The organism is Flavobacterium sp., assembly GCF_035195345.1.
Lineage (GTDB): Bacteria > Bacteroidota > Bacteroidia > Flavobacteriales > Flavobacteriaceae > Flavobacterium.
In genome coordinates this window covers 436,360-454,453 of sequence record NZ_CP136574.1, presented here as the reverse complement: position 1 = coordinate 454,453, position 18,094 = coordinate 436,360, and the positions used below count along the sequence as shown (strand labels likewise).

The window sequence follows — 18,094 nt, the reverse complement described above, 5'->3', positions numbered from 1 at the left end:
ATGGCGAAGCAAACAACAATTGCTGCAGAAATATCATTAAAAGGTGTGGGTTTACACACAGGGCAAGAAGTTTCTATGACTTTTAAGCCAGCCCCAGTAAACAATGGATTTACATTTGTACGTGTGGATTTAGAAGGACAACCAATTATTGAAGCTGATGCAAACTATGTTGTAAATACGCAACGAGGTACTAATTTAGAAAAATTAGGTGTAATGATTCAAACACCAGAGCACGTATTAGCTGCTTTAGTGGGATGTGATTTAGATAATGTTATCATTGAATTAAATGCATCGGAATTACCAATTATGGATGGTTCTTCAAAATATTTTGTTGAAGCTATTGAAAAAGCAGGAATTGTTGAGCTAGAAGCTGAACGAAAAGTATATGTGGTTAAAGATGTAATTTCTTTTATGGATGAAGCCACTGGTAGTGAAATTACAATAATTCCATCTGAGGAATATTGTGTTACTGCTATGGTAGATTTTGGTACTAAAGTTTTAGGCACTCAAAATGCAACCATGAAAGGGATTAAAGAATTTAAAAAAGAAATTGCTAATTGTAGAACTTTTAGCTTCTTACACGAATTAGAGTCGCTTTTAAACAATGGATTAATTAAAGGTGGCGATTTAAACAATGCTATTGTATATGTTGATAAAGAAATTTCGACAGAAACGATGGAAAACTTGAAAAAGGCTTTCAATAAAGATACAATCACGGTAAAAGAAAACGGAATTTTAGATAATCTTACACTTCATTATCCTAACGAGGCAGCAAGACATAAATTATTAGATATTATTGGTGATTTGTCATTGATTGGAACTCGTATTCAAGGGAAAGTTATAGCAAACAAGCCAGGACATTATGTAAATACTCAGTTTGCAAAGAAAATGGCTAAATTAATTAAAATCGAAGAGCGTAATAATGTGCCTTCTTACGATATTAATAAAGAGCCTGTGATGGATATTCATGGCATCATGGATTTGTTACCTCACAGACCACCATTTTTATTAGTTGATAAAATTTTAGAACTTTCTGATACACATGTTGTGGGGTTGAAAAATGTAACTATGAACGAAGATTTCTTCGTAGGTCATTTTCCAGGTGCACCAGTAATGCCAGGTGTTCTTCAGGTTGAAGCCATGGCGCAAACAGGTGGTATCTTAATTTTAAGTACGGTGCCTGATCCAGAAAATTACTTGACTTATTTTATGAAAATTGATAATGTTAAGTTTAAAAATAAAGTACTACCAGGCGATACCTTGTTCTTTAAATGTGATTTAATTTCTCCTATTAGAAGAGGTATTTGTCACATGCAAGCATATGCGTATGCAAATGGAAAATTAGTTTCAGAAGCCGAATTAATGGCACAAATTGTTAAAGTAAAATAATTAAACATATGAAATCGCTACTAAAATAACTTTGCGTAAGCAAATACCAAAAATAAAGGCGATAACATATTTTTCCTATAAAAAATAAAATAATAAAATATGAATCAACCATTAGCTTATGTGCATCCAGGTGCCAAAATAGCAAGAAATGTTGTAATTGACCCATTTACAACCATTCATAATAATGTTGAAATTGGTGAAGGAACTTGGATTGGTTCAAACGTTACCATTATGGAAGGCGCTCGTATAGGTAAAAATTGTAATATTTTTCCAGGTGCGGTTATTTCTGCAGTACCTCAAGATTTAAAATTTGGAGGTGAAGAATCGTTAGCGGTTATTGGTGATAACACAACAGTTAGAGAATGTGTAACTATCAATAGAGGTACGGTTGCTTCAGGGCAAACTAAAATAGGTAAAAATTGTCTAATTATGGCAACGGCACATATTGCGCACGATTGTCATATTGGGGATAATGCTATTATTGTAAATGGCGTTGCTTTAGCGGGACACGTAACTGTTGGAAATTTTGCAATTATCGGTGGTTTAGCGGCTGTACATCAGTTCATTTCTATTGGTGACCACGCTATGATTTCAGGTGGTTCATTAGTAAGAAAAGACGTTCCTCCTTTTACAAAAGCGGCTAAAGAACCTTTATCTTATGTTGGAATTAACTCGGTTGGATTGAGACGCAGAGGATTTTCAACAGATAAGATTAGAGAAATTCAAGATATTTATAGAATACTATATCAAAAAAACTATAATACTACCCAAGCTTTAAGCATCATTGAAGCTGAAATGGAAGCTACTCCAGAAAGAGATGAAATTTTAGATTTCATTAGAAATTCTTCACGAGGAATCATGAAAGGCTATACTAGTTCAATATAAATTAGAATCATAAAATTAATAAACAAAATCAAATACAAATAAAACAAAATGGCAAGTACATCAGATATTAGAAACGGATTATGTATCAAATACAATAATGATATTTATAAAATTATTGAATTTCTTCACGTAAAACCAGGAAAAGGACCAGCTTTCGTAAGAACAAAATTAAAATCTTTAACGAATGGAAAAGTATTAGATAATACATTTTCTGCTGGACATAAAATTGATGAAGTACGTGTTGAAACACATACCTTCCAATATTTATATGCTGAAGGTGATCAGTTTCACTTTATGAATAACGAATCATTTGAACAAATTACGTTAGACAAAAAAGTATTAGATGCTCCCGATTTGTTAAAAGAAGGAACTAATGTAATGATTCAAATTAATGCAGAAACAGAAGCGCCTTTATCAGTTGATATGCCAGCTTCTATTGTATTAGAAGTTACATATGCTGAGCCAGGAGTTAAAGGAAATACAGCTACAAATGCTACAAAACCAGCTACTGTTGAAACAGGCGCTACAGTTAACGTTCCATTGTTTATCAATGAAGGTGATAAAATCAAAATTGACACAGCATCTGGAAACTATATGGAAAGAGTTAAAGAATAGTTTCCAGTTTACTGTCGCAGTTGGCAGATTCTAATAAGAACTGAAAAACTGCGACTGTAAACTGTGACTGAACACAAATCACTAATAAATGAAATTTCCAAAAGTTTATCCTCTAAAAGAAATTGCCCAAATTATCAATTGTAATTATGTGGGCGATGCCGATTTTCCAGTTCATGGTATGAATGAAATTCATGTTGTTGAACCAGGAGATATTGTATTTGTTGATCATCCTAAATATTATGATAAAGCCCTTCAATCGGCTGCTACTATTGTTTTAATTAATAAAGAAGTGGAATGTCCTGAAGGAAAAGCATTATTGATTTCAGATGATCCATTTAGAGATTTCAATAAACTTACCAAACATTTTAGACCTTTTCAAGCCTCACATGCTGCAATTTCTGATTCTGCATTGATTGGAGATGGAACGGTTATTCAACCAAATTGCTTCATTGGACATAATGTTCAAATTGGTAAAAATTGTTTAATTCATCCAAATGTTACTATTTACGATAATACCGTAATTGGTGATAATGTAATGATTCACGCAGGTACTATTTTAGGAGCTGATGCTTTTTATTACAAAAAACGTCCAGAAGGTTTTGATCAATTAATTTCTGGTGGACGAGTAGTTATTGAAGATAATGTAGGTATTGGCGCACTTTGTACCATTGATAAGGGAGTAACAGGTGATACAACTATTGGCGCTGGAACAAAAATAGATAATCAAGTACATGTTGGTCATGATACCGTTATTGGTAAAAAATGTTTGATAGCTTCACAAACTGGAATTGCTGGTTGTGTGGTTATTGAAGACGAAGTAACACTTTGGGGACAAGTAGGAACTACTAGTGGAATAACTATTGGCGCAAAAGCTGTAGTTATGGGACAGACAGGTGTTACAAAATCTATTGAAGGCGGAAAAACGTATTTTGGTACACCAATTGAAGAATCTCGCGAGAAATTAAAACAACTGGCCAATGTGAAACGCATTCCAGAAATTTTTGAAAAATTAAAGCAAAATGACAAATAGAGAGAAAATCGAATTTTTGTACAAGGAGGATGGCATCAGAGATAAACTGTTTTTAAATTCCTTAATACATGATGATTTTAAATTAGAATGGGATAGTTCTTCTGGTAATTCTATTTTGGATAAAAATTTTATTTTAAATTTAAGTGATGAAATTAACGCTAACTACGAAATCTCCTACTTTGAAATTTCGCACTTAATTGAAGAAAATAATCAGTTGGTTGTTAAGTATAACCACAAAGTTGCAACTATTGAAAATCCAAAAGAAATAATGTTGATAGCAAAAGTTGTTGCAATTTGGACTTTTCAAGACGAAAAAATTATTAATGGATATCTAATTAGCAAACCTAGTTAAAAAAATATAATAAAAATTACGTGTGTATTTGGTAAAAAACTTACTTTTGCATCACAAATTTAAACACAATTTAATTCATATATCATGAGCGTTTTAGTAAATAAAGATTCAAAAATAATTGTACAAGGATTTACAGGGAGTGAAGGAACTTTTCACGCTTCTCAAATGATCGAATACGGAACAAATGTTGTAGGTGGTGTAACTCCTGGAAAAGGCGGTTCAACACATTTAGACAGACCTGTTTTTAACACAGTAAAAGATGCTGTTGAAAAAGCGGGCGCTGATACTTCAATTATTTTTGTTCCGCCAGCATTTGCTGCTGATGCAATTATGGAAGCTGCTGAAGCTGGTATCAAAGTAATTATTTGTATTACTGAAGGTATTCCTGTGGCAGATATGATTAAAGCATATGATTACATTAAAGGAAAAGATTGTCGTTTAGTAGGTCCTAATTGTCCTGGTGTTATTACTCCAGAAGAAGCTAAAGTTGGTATTATGCCAGGTTTCGTTTTCAAAAAAGGAACAGTTGGAATTGTATCTAAATCAGGTACTTTAACATATGAAGCTGCTGACCAAGTAGTAAAACAAGGATTAGGAATCACTACAGCTATTGGAATTGGTGGTGATCCAATTATTGGAACTACAACTAAAGAAGCTGTTGAATTATTAATGAACGATCCTGAAACTGAAATCATCATCATGATTGGTGAAATTGGGGGTCAATTAGAAGCAGACGCTGCTAAATGGGTAAGAGCTGACGGAAATCGCAAACCAGTTGTTGGATTCATCGCAGGAGAAACTGCTCCTAAAGGAAGAACAATGGGTCATGCAGGTGCAATTGTAGGTGGTGCTGATGATACAGCAGAAGCTAAAAAACGCATCATGAGAGAAAATGGAATTCACGTTGTAGATTCTCCAGCTGAAATTGGTAAAAAAGTAAAAGAAGTTTTAGGTTAATCTTGAAACTAGATTATATAAAAAAAGTCCCGATTTAATCGGGACTTTTTTTATATAATTTCAGCACTTAATCCAGCATCTAATAATGCAGAGCATTGCGGCTTTAATTCGTCAAACGAGCCTGTTTTAACAGTACATCTTCCTTTATAATGTACTAATAAAGCGCATTGTTCAGCTTGTAATTCTTCGTGATTACAAACTCTTATTAAGGTATCAATTACGTGATCAAATGTGTTAACATCATCATTATGTAATACAATCTCATTATTGATGCTTACCGCTTCTTCTACTAAAACTTTTTCTTGTATTTTCTCTATCGTACTCATTTTCTTTACGGTTGAAAGTTCTACAAAAATAATAAAAAATTGTTTCAAATTCAATTACAAAAATCAAAATCAAATTCAAATTTTCATCTCCCCATTCCAAACTTCCAGTTTAAGCTATTTAACAAATTTCAAAGCTACCCAATTGTTGCGTTCAAATTGTTTTACATAGGATAATCCTTTCGATGTACAATTTTCTGAAATTACAGGAATATCTTCAGTGTAAAATCCACTTAAGAATAAAATTCCATTTGTGTTTAAACAATCTACATATTGCTGCATATCGTTTAGTAAAATATTACGATTAATGTTGGCAATAATAATATCGTATTTTTTACCAGCTAATAAAGATGCATCACCTTCATAAACCGAAATATGCTTGCAATTATTACGTTCTGCATTTTCAATGGAGTTTAAATAACACCAATTGTCAATATCAATTGCATCAATAGGTTGTGCACCTTTCATTTCGGCTAAAATGGCTAAAATGGCAGTTCCGCAACCCATGTCTAATGTTTTTTTATTGGTAAAATCTGTTTCTAAAATATGTTGAATCATCATGTGAGTTGTTTCATGGTGACCCGTTCCAAAACTCATTTTGGGTTCAATTACTATATCGTATTCGGCATTAGTTTTTTCATGAAAAGGAGCTCTTACATGACATTTACCATCAACTTCAATAGCTTCAAAGTTTTTTTCCCATTCTTCATTCCAATTTACTTGCTCAATTTCTTCAAAAGTATAACTGATGTTAAATTCGGAATTATCTAAAATTTGAATATCCTCTAAGATATTCTCACTCCACAACTCTTTTTGAACATAAGCAGAAATTCCAGTTTCAGTTTCAATAAAGCTTTCAAACGCTTTTTCGCCTAATTCAGCAATTAAGATTTCGCTACCTAATTCTAGCGGATTAATTTGGAAATGATATCCAATATATATGTTTGACATGTTTGTATTTTTTTGCAAAGGTAGTATTTAGTTCATTCTTAAATATTATTTTTGTATAAAATATCAACGTCACAACAATGAAAAAAATATTAATTTTCTTATTCTTTTCCATAAACACTATTAGTTTTGCTCAAGAGGTAAAAGTCACCACAAAAGATAATGATTTAAAATTAGATGCCCTTCCTTATTATAGTTTTGGAAAAGGGGTAGGAATAACATCACCTGATAGTTTATTTCAGTTAAATATTCGCTTTAGAATGCAAAACCGTGTGACATTTATTCAAAATGAAAGTGAAAGTGCTGCATATTCGGGAGAGATTAGACGATTACGTTTGCGTTTTGATGGATATGTTGGAAATCCACATTTTTTATACGTAATTCAATTATCTTTTGCGCCTGGTGATGTGGGTGAAGTTCAAGATGGTGAAAATATTAATATTATTCGTGATGCGGCTATTTTTTATCGACCAAATAAACATTGGAGTTTTCTTTTTGGGCAAACCAAACTCCCAGGTAATCGACAACGTGTAAATTCCTCTGGGGCAATACAATTAACAGATCGAAGTATTAATAATGCACGATTTACAATTGATAGAGATTTTGGTTTTCAAGCCTATTATTTGAATGAAAAGAAAGATAAATTTTCATATAATGTCAAAACAGCTGTTTCAACGGGTGAAGGAAGAAACTGGACAAAATCGGCGGATGATGGTGTTGCTTTAACCGGAAAATTAGAGTTAATGCCTTTGGGTTCTTTCAAAAAAGATGGAACTAATTTTGAAGGAGATGTTGCTCGTGAAGAAAAACCAAGATTATTATTATCGGGTGCATTTCATCAAAATAATTTAGCTAGAAGAACACAAGGTCAACTTGGAAATGATTTATTTGAACAAAAAACAATGAAATCGGTTTTATTAGATGCCATGTTAAAATATAATGGTTGGGCATTTATGTCAAGTTATATGTCGCGTTCAGCAAAGAATCCAATTGCATTTAATCCTGAAGACATCACAGAATTTAATTATGTACCAGTAGGAAGCGGAATGGATTACCAATTAAGTTATGTTTTTCCAACTAATTACGAAATAATAGGCCGTTTTTCTACTCAAAAAATGCATGAAGACATTAAAGCTTTAACTCCTGATTCTAAGCAATATTCCATAGGTGTTACTAAATATTTATGGGAACATGCGTTCAAATTACAAGGAGAAATAACTTTATCGGATTTAGATTATTTTAATGGAACTAACAAACAAAATTGGTATGTTCGTTTTCAAATAGAAATCGGAATCTAAGTTTTAAAAAATAAGTATAGAAACCACAAGTCAATATTTGATTTGTGGTTTTTTTATTTTCTATATTTCCAATTTTCTAAAATACATTTTCTAATTTTTTAATTGCTTACCTTTGCACTTTATTTATTCAATTATGTTACATATAGGAGAGTTCAATACGTTAAAAATACTTAGAGATACTAAAGTTGGTTTGTTTTTAGGAAGTGAAGAAACTCAAGAAGACGATGTTTTATTACCTAATAAATATGTACCCAAAGAATTTTCTATTGGAGATGATTTGACTGTATTCGTGTATTTAGATCATGAAGAGCGTCCCGTAGCAACAACTCTTAAGCCCTATGTCAAATTGAATGAATTTGCACATTTAAAAGTAAACTACATCAATAAATTTGGTGCTTTTTTAGATTGGGGATTAGAGAAAGATTTGTTTGTTCCTTTTAAAGAACAAGCGCGACCAATGGAAGAAGGAAAGCGTTATTTGATTTATATGCATATGGATGACAAAACGAATCGTTTAGTAGCATCGAGTAGAACAAATAAATATTTATCTAACGAAAATTTAGAGTTAGAGAAAAATGAAGAAGTTGATATTTTAATTTCACATATTACCGAAGGTGGAATTAATTGTATTATCAATCAAAAACACAAAGGGTTAGCTTATAAAAATGAAGTTTACGATGATGTAAAACCAGGAATGAAAACGAAAGGCTACATTAAAAACATTCGACCTGATGGGAAAATTGATGTGATGCTACGTAAGGTAGGAGTAGAGGCCATTGAACCATCTTCAAAAATAATTTTAGAAGAGTTGAAAGCCAATCGTGGCTTCTTACGATTAACCGATAATTCTCATCCAGAAGATATTAAAACGGTATTGAAAATGAGTAAAAAGAATTTCAAAAAGGCCGTTGGAAGTTTATACAAACAACAATTGATTGAAATTAAAGAAGACGGAATTTATTTAGTGTAAATGACAAACAAAAATAAAATATATCTTTTTCTGAGCGTATTGGTCTTATTCTCTACGTTTGTGGCTATTTTTCAAAATTTTGAAACCATTCACTTTATTGGTTTTGAAACGGAAATCATTTGGATTCCTATTTGGATAGCAGTTGTAATCTTACCACTTTTGAATTTGTATGAAATTGCTATAAATACGGATGATATTAATAAATACTATTGGATATCATTGGTTTTAAACGTTTTAACAATTCTTTTTATCCTTCGCTATTTTAAAATAAATTTATTTTAATTATTCGCCTTCTTCATCATTAAATTTAAACGGATAATCGCCAAATCTTGGAGCCAATCGTTTGGTTTGATATGGTTTTCTCGAAAATCTATTCGAGATTGCAATTATAGTTACGGAGTCTTTTTGTAAGGTTACATAAGAGGAAGTATTACCATGCCACCAACCATTATGAAAGAAATACTGTTGACCGGTTTCAAATTCTAACATGCGAATACCTAAACCATAGTTTTTGGTTCCTTTTCTTTCATAACTATATCCTTTAAACATTTCCTCCTTCATAGCTTTGCTTAAGAATTTTTCCGAATACAAAGCCAAATCAAATTGAAGCAAATCGCGAGGTGTTGAATAAATGTTTTTATCACCATACACTTGGTCTAAAAATTCAAAAGCCAAACGTAAATAATTATTTTTATAGGACTGACTAACGTCATCTTGTTTTGTAAGATCATCAAAAACAAAGGTATTTTTCATTCCAAGGGGATCAAAAATTAGTTCTTGAAGTACTTTGGGATAAGTCTTTTTCGTTACTTTTTCTATAATTAAGGCTAATAAAGCATAATTGGTGTTACAATACCCAAAACGAGTTCCTGGTTTGGATTCTAAGCCAATATTTTTCGTAGCCAGTAAAGTTAAAACATCTTGATTGGTTAAAGTTTTCTTTTTATCCCAAACGCCTTTATCATCTGTAAAATAGGCGTAATTTCGTAATCCACTTCTATGATTTAAGAGCATTCTAACCGTAGTATTTTCATGCGGAAATTCGGGTAGAATTGTTGTCACAAAATCATCTAATTTTAATTTTTTTGAATCAACTAATTTTAATAACGTAACAGCCGTTATAACTTTACTTACAGAAGCTATATGTAATGGTGTATCTTGTTTAATCGAATCACCTTTTTCTTTATAAGCAAAACCAGAGTAATTTTCATAGAGTATTTCTCCATTTTTGGCAACTAAAAACGAACCACTAAAATCTTTTGAATTGAATTTCGAATCATAAAAAGCCTCCATTTCATTTCCCATTCTTTTTTTATAAATAGTGGTAAGTGGTGAAAAATTTACGGCAAATTCAGACACATTTCCTTCCTTATCTTTAATGGTGGATTCTTTCGCTTTGTCAGGTGTTTCACGACAACTAAATAATAATAATGTTAGGCTTACAAATATTATTTTATTCAACATAGGGCGTATTCTTAATAGTAATATTGGGGTTTAAGGCTTGCAATGTAGCAATAAATTTGTCTTGTTTTTCAGGTGAAATATAAATATCATCATATTTGTTATAGGTAATAATTATTCCATTATGACTTAATGCTGGTTTCCAAATAGTTGGAACAATTATTCCCGAGTGATATTCAATTTTATTGATTTTAGTAATTTCAATTTTTCCGTAAAAGGGACCCGATTTCCAAAATAAAATTGTGTTTTCTATCTTGTAAAAAGTAGTTTTATACATCCAAATTAAAAATACAATCACTAAAAAATGTATTGAAAATAGAGCTAAAAATGGTTCGATAGAATCTTCAAAAAAAGCAGGAATTGTTAGGAGTAACAAAAAAACAATTACTCCTACATAAATGTACTTATTCAATTTACTTATTGCCGATTTAAAAATCATGCTATAAACCTAATTTTTTCTTTGTTTCTTTTGAAATTCCATCTTTGTGAACCATTACAGAAATTGCTTTTAATTTCATATAAGCTACACTGATATATACATAACCTCTATTGGCCACTTTCTTTTCATCAGTTCCCCATGAATTTTTTACTTTATAGTATATATTACCTTTTTGATCTTTCACTTTTCCAACAATGTGCATTAGATGGTCATCGGTAGTAGACAGATTTTCAAATTCTTGTTGGCGATATTCAGGCGTAATATTTTTTTCAGTGATAATTTCAGCTAAACCTGTTTTGATATCTTCATCATTTACTGGAACAAAAGCAATACCATATTTTCCAGAAAATGTTGGTTCAGAAACATCACAATCTAAAGAAAGCGAATAACCATTTGCCAAGGCACTATCTATATTTGCAATGAATTCGTTTAAAGGCAAATTATACATACTTCCGTTTGAAAAATTATCAGGAATATTCAAAATGAATGATTTGTAATTTGCTTCATGCGTAAACGAAGTCAATGTAATATAATTTTCAGGTTTAATTTGAGCAAATTCGGCAAATGATTTTGGCGTATAATTTTTTCCTTCGTATTCAAATTTAGTCGGAATACTTCCTAAATAAATATCTAAAACGGCATTAATGGCTTGTTTCCAGTTTGATGATAATTTCTTACCTGGATTTTCTACATACGTTTTTAACATCGCTTCTAAAACGGCGACCATTTCGGCATGGTTATGTTTGGTTGTTCCATCGTTCAATCCGTCATAAATACTATTTGGAACTAACCCATATTTTGTCAGACTATTAATTACATCGTGTGCCAAAGCACCTTCACTAAAATTAGCTTTTCCTTGACGCATTACGTAGTTATCGGCTTTAGTCAAATAAGTGGTTCTGGCTTGAAATATTTCTGAAAGGTCGATTTTCTTTCCTGTTAAGCGTATAATTTCCGATTCTAAAAAGGAAGATGTAGAGAAACTCCAACACGTTCCTGTATTATCTTGAGAGATTACAGGTAAGCGTTCAACATCAATAACATCTTGAAATTCATAGTTTTGAGCTGAAGCTGTAAATAGTCCAGATGCAAACAGCAATCCGATATATAGGTTTTTCATAAATCTAATTGTTTTGAACTTGCAATATAATGCAAAAAATGAATTATTTTTACGGAAATTTACAAATTATAAAAATTACAATATCTATTTTAAATATTTGAAAAATGAGCAATATCAATTGGAAAACTGTAAGAGAATTTGAAGATATTACCTATAAAAAATGTGATGGCGTTGCTAGAATTGCCTTCAACCGACCTGATGTTAGAAATGCCTTTCGTCCGAAAACGACAAAGGAATTAATAGAAGCATTTTACGATGCACAAGAAGATACATCAATAGGAGTAGTGTTGCTTTCTGCTGAAGGACCAAGTTCAAAAGACGGCATTTGGAGTTTTTGTAGTGGTGGCGACCAAAAAGCGCGTGGTCACCAAGGTTATGTTGGAGAAGATGGTTACCATAGATTAAACATTTTAGAGGTACAACGTATGATTCGTTTTATGCCAAAAGCGGTGATTTGTGTAGTCCCAGGTTGGGCTGTTGGTGGCGGACATTCGCTTCATGTGGTTTGTGATTTAACGTTAGCGAGTAAAGAACACGCAATTTTCAAACAAACCGATGCGGATGTAACTAGTTTTGATGGTGGTTACGGTTCGGCTTATTTAGCTAAAATGGTGGGACAAAAGAAAGCAAGAGAAATTTTCTTTTTAGGAAGAAATTATTCAGCACAAGATGCTTTTGAAATGGGTATGGTAAATGCCGTAATTCCTCATGCTGAATTAGAAGACACTGCGTATGAATGGGCGCAAGAAATTCTAGCAAAATCACCAACCTCCATTAAAATGCTAAAATTTGCTATGAATTTAACCGATGATGGCATGGTAGGACAACAAGTTTTCGCAGGTGAAGCCACTCGTTTAGCATATATGACAGACGAAGCCAAAGAGGGAAGAGATGCGTTCTTAGAAAAACGTAAGCCAAATTTTGAAAAGAAATATTTACCATAACATAGTAGATAACTAAATGAATATAGTGTTTAATAAACTATTTCTATGAACGAATTCACAAATAATTCCATCGATATTACCCAACTTCCGAAGTTTGAAGAAGTGCATTTAAAAGGATTAAATTCCAAGTATGTTACCGTTTTACTTTTTAATTTTTTATTGCTTTTCATATTGGTAATTGGAGGATTTTCAGCTTTGTTTTATTTCAAACAAGATGCATTTTCGTATCCAATTTGGACAGCAATTTTTGTTGGAATTTTAGTTGTTCTTGTGGGGTTAATTTTTTTTACTAAGCTAGGTTTTAATAAAAAAGGCTACGCATTTAGAGAACACGATGCCATTTATAAATCGGGATTAATTTCTGAAACCACTACAATTATTCCTTTTAATAGAGTACAACATGTAGCTTTGCATCAAGGGTTTATATCTCGAAAATTAGGTTTGGCTTCCATCGAATTATTTACTGCTGGAGGGAGTAGTTCCGATTTAGAAATACCAGGGTTACTATTGTCTGATGCTCAAAGTATTAAAAATTTAGTTTCTCAAAAAATAAATCCTCCCAAAGTGGAAGAAGTCGTAGAATCAAAATCAAACGAATCATTTTTAACAACTGAAAATGAATAATTTAGTTGATTTTTCACAACCACAACGTCAATCGCTTCCTGGAATTTTGGTAATGTTTGCCAATTCCTTGCAGAAGACGATTCGTGCTTTGTGGCCGATGTTGATTCTTTGGATAGTACGATTTGATTCCTTAAATAAAATTATCTTTTTCGGTAGTATTGCAGCGGCTGTTGTTTTGATAGGAGTAATTTCTTATTTACAGTATTTGTTTTTTACATTTCATATAGATGAAGAAAATAACGAATTTGTAATTCAAAAAGGTGTTTTTAATAAAACGAGAATTACTATTCAATTGCATAAAATTCAGCAAGTTAACATTAATCAAAGTTTAATTCAGCGATTAGTAGGGGTTCATAAACTAGAAATTGATACGGCAGGAAGCGATAAAAAAGAAGCGTCTATTAGTGCTATTTCTCATGAATTAGCAACCATTCTAAAAGAACGATTAATTAATCATTCGCAACAAGAAACGATTGTCGATTCTGAAAAAGTTGCTATTGAAGAAAGTCCGTCTTCTTTTATCAAAATTGGTTTATTGAGTTTGGTAAAGATTGGTTTCACATCAAATTATATCAAAAGTTTTGCCTTGATTTTTGTTTTTTTTACAACAATTGTAGAAAACCTTCAACAGTTAAATAAAGAAGTTATCGATGAAGATAAAGTGACTAATTATATTGACGAAATGCCAATTATCACTTCGTTTTTAGTTATTGCAGGTTTTTTTATTGGACTTATTTTAATTGTAAATTTAGTTCGAACAATTTTAAAATATTTCGATTTTACTATTCAAAAAAGTAAGCAAGCAATTATTTTATCTTACGGATTACTATCCACCAAAAATACTTTGTTGAATCCGAATAAAGTCCAAAAAATTAAGATTACACAAAACTATTTTCAAAAAAAGTTAGATGTTACCACTATTGGTGTTCATCAAGCCTCTAGCGATGTTGAAAAAGTAAAAGAAAAAGACCAAATAGAAGTTCCTGGTTGTAATGAAAGGGAACGCAATGCAATTTTAATATTACTATTAGGTCAACTGCCCAAAAAAGGAACCCAATATTTGCCCAATTGGAGAAAATTAGCAGTAAATACTTTTTTCTTTTTACTTGTTCCAATTTTGATAACGTTATTCCTAAATTATAGCACTGAATTCGTAACATGGACAGTATGGTTAATTTACACTTCTATATTCTGTGTATTTGCAGGAATTATGTTATGGTTTTCATTTAAAAATTATAAACTTTTTGTTTCCAATGATTTCATCATCAAGCAAAATGGAGCTTGGGATATTGATACCACAATTATAGAACCATATAAAATTCAAGCCATCGAAACCCAACAATTTTTCTGGCAAAAAGCAACGAATATTGGTTCGGTAACTTTATCAACTGCTGGTGGAACTGTTAGTTTTACCACAGCAAATTATTCCGAAATCAAGGAATTGGTGAATTATTGGTTATACGAAGTAGAAACTTGGGAAAAGAATTGGATGTAAACATTTTAAAATTAATCTATGGAAAAAAATATAAAGCCTATTATTGATAGTGTCATTTTTTTTGTTTCAATGTTAGTTATGTTTTTTTGGATATTAACAAATCGTATAAATATCTATGAAAACAAATTTATTGGCATCATTGCAGAAATACTTTGGTTGCCGTTTATTTTACTAATTTTTGTATTACCTATTTTAACAACGGTATTACTCTTAACAAGAAAGCTAAAAAATTCAAAAATTTTATTTTTGTCATTGACTATTCAAGCCCTTATAATAATAATGCAATTTACAAAGTAAAATGAATATAAAACATTGGATACAAGCCGCACGATTACGAACCTTACCACTTTCCGTTTCTGGAATTATTGTGGGAAGCGCTTATGCCTATCATCAAGGATACTCTGATTGGAGGATTGTTGTTTTAGCCTTGTTTACCACGTTAGGATTACAAGTGTTGTCTAATTATGCCAACGATTATGGCGATGGTGTAAAAGGAACCGATGCTAACCGAATTGGCGAAAAGAGATTAGTGGCAGCTGGAGTTATTACAGCAGAGCAAATGAAAAAAGCTGTAATTATTACAGCAATTTTGACTTTCATTATTGCTTTGTTATTGATTTACGTAGCTTTCGGAAAAGAAAATTTCGCCTTAAGTTTGATTTTTATCCTTTTAGGAATCGGCTCAATTGGAGCTGCCATTAAATATACAGTTGGAAAAAGTGCTTATGGTTATAGCGGTTTTGGTGATGTATTTGTGTTTATTTTCTTCGGATTGGTTTCTGTAGTAGGTTCTAATTTTTTATTTACTCATTTTATCGATTGGAAATTATTCTTACCCGCATCAGCCATCGGATTATTAAGTGTAGCGGTGTTGAATTTAAACAACATGCGCGATATTGAAAATGATAAAATAGCAGGTAAGAATACGTTGGTGGTGAAAATGGGATTAGAAATAGCTAAGAAATATCAACATTTTTTAATTGTGATTCCATTTGTTTTATTATTTATATTTTCAATTGGAATTAGTAAACAAATATTTTTCAGTTTTTTTGTTTTCATTTTCTTTTTAAAACACCTTGAAAAAGTTAGAAAATCAAAAAAATATGAAGACTTTGATCCAGAACTAAAAAAAGTAGCACTCGGAACATTCGTTTTAAGTATATTATTTTGGTTAACTTTAGTCTTTCTTAAATAATCACTTTTCACTAAAATAAAAACTATGAAAATCACATTCTACGGACACGCTTGTATCGGAATTGAAGTAAATGACGTTCACATTTTAGTTGACCCATTTATTTCAGGAAATCCAAAGGCTTCTCATATTGATATCAATACCTTGAAAGCCGATTTTATATTACTAACGCACGCACATCAAGATCATATTTTAGATGTTGAAGCAATTGCAAAACAAACAGACGCAGTAATTGTTTCTAACTACGAAATTGCATCTCATTTTGGTAATAAGGGCTTTAATTACCATCCAATGAATCACGGCGGAAGTTGGGATTTTGAATTTGGAACCGTTAAATATGTAATTGCTCATCACACTTCGTCTTTTCCAGATGGAAGCTACGGTGGTCAACCTGGCGGATTTGTAATTGAAGGCGAGCATAAAAATATTTACATCGCTGGTGACACCGCTTTAACCATGGATATGAAACTAATTCCTATGCGAACTAAGCTAGATTTAGTAATTTTACCGATTGGAAGTAACTTTACAATGGACGTGGAAGACGCCATCATTGCTTCTGATTTTGTACAATGCGATAAAGTGTTAGGTTATCATTTTGATACGTTTGGTTACATCGAAATCAATCATGAAGAAGCTAAACGCAAATTTTTCAATAAAGGAAAAGATTTGATGCTCTTAGAAATCGGACAAAGTATTGAATTGTAAATTTGGTACAAAAATTGGAATAGGTATAAAACACAATAGTCACATAGTATTTTAAATTATGTTTTCTATGAAAAGTGTAACGCCTTAAAAAACACACACAAAGTAAAACTATGATTCTATGTGTTTAAAAAATAAAAATAATGATTAATGAATAAACTGTATTACTTAGTATCCGCCTTATTAATTTCAGTATCGAGTTTTTCTCAAAAAGATGGTTTTTGGGACAAAGAACGTGCTACTACTAAAGAATTTACCCTTTCGGCAGGAAAACGCACTTTAATCAAAACAGAAGATTTGCCTGTTGGAACTACTGAATTCGTTTATCGAATTACCGTTTTAGATGAAAATCAAAAGTTAACATCAAGTTTGGTTTCGGTATTAAAAGCCATTCCTGATCCTACCGGAATTAGTCAGGGAACGGCTGGAGCTATTCATTTAACATCTGCAATTGCTGGAGATGACAAATGCACGTTTGCTTTGTTTCAAGAAGCAAATGCGGCTAATTTATTTTTGAAAGAAGGCAAAATGGATAGAGCCTGCTGGGAACAAAAAGAAAAAGTAAATAAAGACGCCAAGTTGATTTCGTCTTCTTCTTTATGTTTAACTAATTTACCTAATTTATGGTTCGGATTCGAAAGTCAGAATTGGGTTATGAACCAAAAAATTGTTTTAGAAGTCGTGCCTTGGGTAGATTATAAAGCGAGTAGAGGTTGGGATAAAACCGCTAAGAATGAAATTTTAAACTTAACTAAAAAGTTACCTGTAGTTTCAAAATTGAACAAAAAAGATGCGTTTTATGCTGCTTTTATTGAAAATATCAGTAAAAAGTTCACTTATAGAGAGTTTTTTCAACTTTTAGCAGTAGAGAAAAATAGTGCAATTGAAAAGCTTACCGAAGAAAGTTTAAAAGAAACTGGAGAAGTAAAAGCGTATTACGATATCATTCGTGAGAAATCAAATGCTGCTTTCCAAAAAGGAAATTATGAAGAAGCGATTTCGATTCTTTTAACCGAAATGTTTGCTAAAAACCGAGCGACTTATATCGATTATAGAATTTTAGGCGATTATTATTTGTATTCAAGACAGTTCACAAAAGCCGAAGAAACGTATAATAAAGTTATAAAATTAAATCCATCTGAAATTCATTTTCAGTTGAATTTAACCCACGTGTTTTTGTTTACTGATAGAATTTCAGAAGCCAAAGACATTCACAAAAAATACGTTCACGAAAGCCTATCCAACGGAAAAACCTGGATAGCACAAACGAAATTGGATTTCACAACTTTCGAAAAACACGGATTACCAACAGATGACTTCAAGAAAATCTTGAGGGTTATTGAATAATTT

The 18,094-nt window shown here is 31.7% G+C and carries 21 protein-coding genes; 16 read left to right on the top strand and 5 right to left on the bottom strand.

Going from position 1 to position 18,094, the window contains the following annotated elements:
- The 6 genes from RSE15_RS02145 to sucD all read left to right on the top strand — a co-directional run bounded on the left by RSE15_RS02145 (window position 1) and on the right by sucD (window position 5,228).
- Window positions 1-1,389, top strand: coding sequence for a bifunctional UDP-3-O-[3-hydroxymyristoyl] N-acetylglucosamine deacetylase/3-hydroxyacyl-ACP dehydratase (locus RSE15_RS02145; RefSeq protein WP_324069347.1), 1,389 nt, complete (start codon window positions 1-3; stop codon window positions 1,387-1,389).
- Between the two features lie 99 nt (window positions 1,390-1,488).
- Entirely contained in the window at window positions 1,489-2,274 is a 786-nt protein-coding gene (lpxA, locus tag RSE15_RS02140) for an acyl-ACP--UDP-N-acetylglucosamine O-acyltransferase (protein WP_324069346.1), read from the top strand.
- A gap of 48 nt (window positions 2,275-2,322) precedes the next feature.
- Window positions 2,323-2,889 carry an elongation factor P gene (gene efp / locus RSE15_RS02135; protein WP_133607314.1) on the top strand — a complete coding sequence of 189 codons (567 nt, stop codon included), beginning with the start codon at window positions 2,323-2,325 and terminating at the stop codon, window positions 2,887-2,889.
- Window positions 2,890-2,977: 88 nt separating this feature from the next.
- A complete protein-coding gene (locus tag RSE15_RS02130; protein ID WP_324069345.1) occupies window positions 2,978-3,919 on the top strand; it encodes a UDP-3-O-(3-hydroxymyristoyl)glucosamine N-acyltransferase in 942 nt (313 codons plus the stop codon).
- Window positions 3,909-4,271: a nuclear transport factor 2 family protein gene (locus tag RSE15_RS02125; protein ID WP_324069344.1), complete on the top strand. Its 363-nt coding sequence runs from the start codon at window positions 3,909-3,911 to the stop codon at window positions 4,269-4,271. The genes RSE15_RS02130 and RSE15_RS02125 overlap by 11 nt, the downstream gene beginning before the upstream one ends.
- 84 nt (window positions 4,272-4,355) lie before the next feature.
- The gene (gene sucD / locus RSE15_RS02120) at window positions 4,356-5,228 is read left to right on the top strand and encodes a succinate--CoA ligase subunit alpha (protein WP_324069343.1); all 873 of its coding nucleotides are present in this window, start codon (window positions 4,356-4,358) and stop codon (window positions 5,226-5,228) included.
- 50 nt (window positions 5,229-5,278) lie between these two features.
- On the opposite strand, the gene RSE15_RS02115 is transcribed toward sucD, so the two are convergent.
- Window positions 5,279-5,554 (bottom strand): ATP-dependent Clp protease adaptor ClpS, encoded by a 276-nt coding sequence (locus RSE15_RS02115; protein WP_324069342.1) that lies wholly within the window; start codon window positions 5,552-5,554, stop codon window positions 5,279-5,281.
- Between the two features lie 114 nt (window positions 5,555-5,668).
- Window positions 5,669-6,502 (bottom strand): 50S ribosomal protein L11 methyltransferase, encoded by an 834-nt coding sequence (gene prmA, locus RSE15_RS02110; RefSeq protein ID WP_324069341.1) that lies wholly within the window; start codon window positions 6,500-6,502, stop codon window positions 5,669-5,671.
- A gap of 77 nt (window positions 6,503-6,579) precedes the next feature.
- On the opposite strand from prmA, the gene RSE15_RS02105 reads away from it, so the two are divergent.
- The 3 genes from RSE15_RS02105 (at window position 6,580) to RSE15_RS02095 (ending at window position 9,049) form a co-directional block, all read left to right on the top strand.
- Window positions 6,580-7,797: a porin gene (locus RSE15_RS02105; protein ID WP_324069340.1), complete on the top strand. Its 1,218-nt coding sequence runs from the start codon at window positions 6,580-6,582 to the stop codon at window positions 7,795-7,797.
- Between the two features lie 133 nt (window positions 7,798-7,930).
- Window positions 7,931-8,767, top strand: coding sequence for a CvfB family protein (locus RSE15_RS02100; protein ID WP_324069339.1), 837 nt, complete (start codon window positions 7,931-7,933; stop codon window positions 8,765-8,767).
- Complete coding sequence (locus RSE15_RS02095; RefSeq protein ID WP_324069338.1) at window positions 8,768-9,049, top strand: hypothetical protein; 282 nt, start codon at window positions 8,768-8,770, stop codon at window positions 9,047-9,049.
- Here the strand turns inward: RSE15_RS02095 and RSE15_RS02090 are convergent, their stop codons facing one another.
- Genes RSE15_RS02090 through RSE15_RS02080 form a run of 3 tightly spaced genes read right to left on the bottom strand, consistent with a single transcriptional unit; the run spans window position 9,050 to window position 11,787 of the window.
- Complete coding sequence (locus RSE15_RS02090) at window positions 9,050-10,231, bottom strand: serine hydrolase domain-containing protein (protein ID WP_324069337.1); 1,182 nt, start codon at window positions 10,229-10,231, stop codon at window positions 9,050-9,052.
- Window positions 10,221-10,667, bottom strand: coding sequence for a PH domain-containing protein (locus RSE15_RS02085; RefSeq protein WP_324069336.1), 447 nt, complete (start codon window positions 10,665-10,667; stop codon window positions 10,221-10,223). Before RSE15_RS02085 ends, RSE15_RS02090 begins: the two co-directional genes overlap by 11 nt.
- A 1-nt stretch (window position 10,668) precedes the next feature.
- Window positions 10,669-11,787 carry a C1 family peptidase gene (locus RSE15_RS02080; protein ID WP_324069335.1) on the bottom strand — a complete coding sequence of 373 codons (1,119 nt, stop codon included), beginning with the start codon at window positions 11,785-11,787 and terminating at the stop codon, window positions 10,669-10,671.
- Between the two features lie 104 nt (window positions 11,788-11,891).
- Between RSE15_RS02080 and RSE15_RS02075 the strand changes: the two genes are divergently transcribed.
- The 7 genes from RSE15_RS02075 (at window position 11,892) to RSE15_RS02045 (ending at window position 18,091) form a co-directional block, all read left to right on the top strand.
- Window positions 11,892-12,731 carry a 1,4-dihydroxy-2-naphthoyl-CoA synthase gene (locus RSE15_RS02075; protein WP_324069334.1) on the top strand — a complete coding sequence of 280 codons (840 nt, stop codon included), beginning with the start codon at window positions 11,892-11,894 and terminating at the stop codon, window positions 12,729-12,731.
- Between the two features lie 45 nt (window positions 12,732-12,776).
- Window positions 12,777-13,355, top strand: a complete 579-nt coding sequence (locus tag RSE15_RS02070; RefSeq protein ID WP_324069333.1) for a PH domain-containing protein — start codon at window positions 12,777-12,779, stop codon at window positions 13,353-13,355.
- Complete coding sequence (locus tag RSE15_RS02065) at window positions 13,348-14,850, top strand: PH domain-containing protein (RefSeq protein WP_324069332.1); 1,503 nt, start codon at window positions 13,348-13,350, stop codon at window positions 14,848-14,850. The genes RSE15_RS02070 and RSE15_RS02065 overlap by 8 nt, the downstream gene beginning before the upstream one ends.
- Window positions 14,851-14,868: 18 nt before the next feature.
- Window positions 14,869-15,147 carry a hypothetical protein gene (locus RSE15_RS02060; RefSeq protein WP_324069331.1) on the top strand — a complete coding sequence of 93 codons (279 nt, stop codon included), beginning with the start codon at window positions 14,869-14,871 and terminating at the stop codon, window positions 15,145-15,147.
- Between the two features lies 1 nt (window position 15,148).
- Window positions 15,149-16,045: a 1,4-dihydroxy-2-naphthoate octaprenyltransferase gene (gene menA / locus RSE15_RS02055; RefSeq protein ID WP_324069330.1), complete on the top strand. Its 897-nt coding sequence runs from the start codon at window positions 15,149-15,151 to the stop codon at window positions 16,043-16,045.
- A 24-nt stretch (window positions 16,046-16,069) separates the two neighbouring features.
- Complete coding sequence (locus RSE15_RS02050; RefSeq protein WP_324069329.1) at window positions 16,070-16,747, top strand: metal-dependent hydrolase; 678 nt, start codon at window positions 16,070-16,072, stop codon at window positions 16,745-16,747.
- A 147-nt stretch (window positions 16,748-16,894) separates the two neighbouring features.
- Entirely contained in the window at window positions 16,895-18,091 is a 1,197-nt protein-coding gene (locus RSE15_RS02045) for a tetratricopeptide repeat protein (protein WP_324069328.1), read from the top strand.
- The last annotated feature ends 3 nt before the right edge of the window (window positions 18,092-18,094 follow it).